Below are 626 nucleotides of genomic sequence, written 5' to 3'. Positions count from 1 at the left end.
GAATGAAGGGCTGGCAATTAATCTCAGCGAAGAGGAAATGAACCAGCGAGTTACGGAAGTCACCCGTTTTATGCATTTGCTGAAGGATGACTTGCTGGCAGGGGATCATCTGGTGATTTCCAACGAAAGCAATCAAACGCTGGTGTCTGTTAACGGGGTTGAGCTGTTGCAGTTGGATGATCCTGGGTTTGTACGGGCGTTAGTGGCTGCCTGGGTAGGGCAGTACCCTCGCTCACAAAAATTCAAGGATGATCTGGTGCATATGTCTGCCGATCAGCGCCAGTTGCAAGAGGCCCGGTTGCTGTCTATACAACCTGCACCGGGGCGTCAGCAAGTGATCAAGGGGTGGCTGGCCGCAAGCAAACCACCGGCCCAACCGGTCCGCCGTCCATCACGTGAGCGATTGGATGCGGCAGCCGCGGTTGCAGCACCTGTATCGGCTCCAGCTCCGGTATCGGCTCCTGCACCGGCTTCGGCATCAACGGCAGCTGCTACAGAGCACGTGGTTGCCAGTACCGTCAGTAATCAGGCGGCTCCGGAGACGGCGATAGTGCTGGATAAAACGGCGGATACAGCCGTCGAATTACCCGACAGTACTGACGCCATGGCAGAGGATGGCGTGAGTC

Annotated in this window: 1 protein-coding gene; it reads left to right on the top strand. The window is 56.7% G+C overall.

From position 1 onward, the window contains the following. The coding region (locus Q4563_RS15555; RefSeq protein WP_303605102.1) for a chalcone isomerase family protein at positions 1-626 on the top strand (626 nt) is incomplete at both ends.

It is taken from the genome of Gilvimarinus sp. 1_MG-2023 (assembly GCF_030548285.1).
The sequence above is the reverse complement of the archived record's forward strand: the minus strand, read 5'-3'. Positions and strand labels throughout refer to the sequence as shown.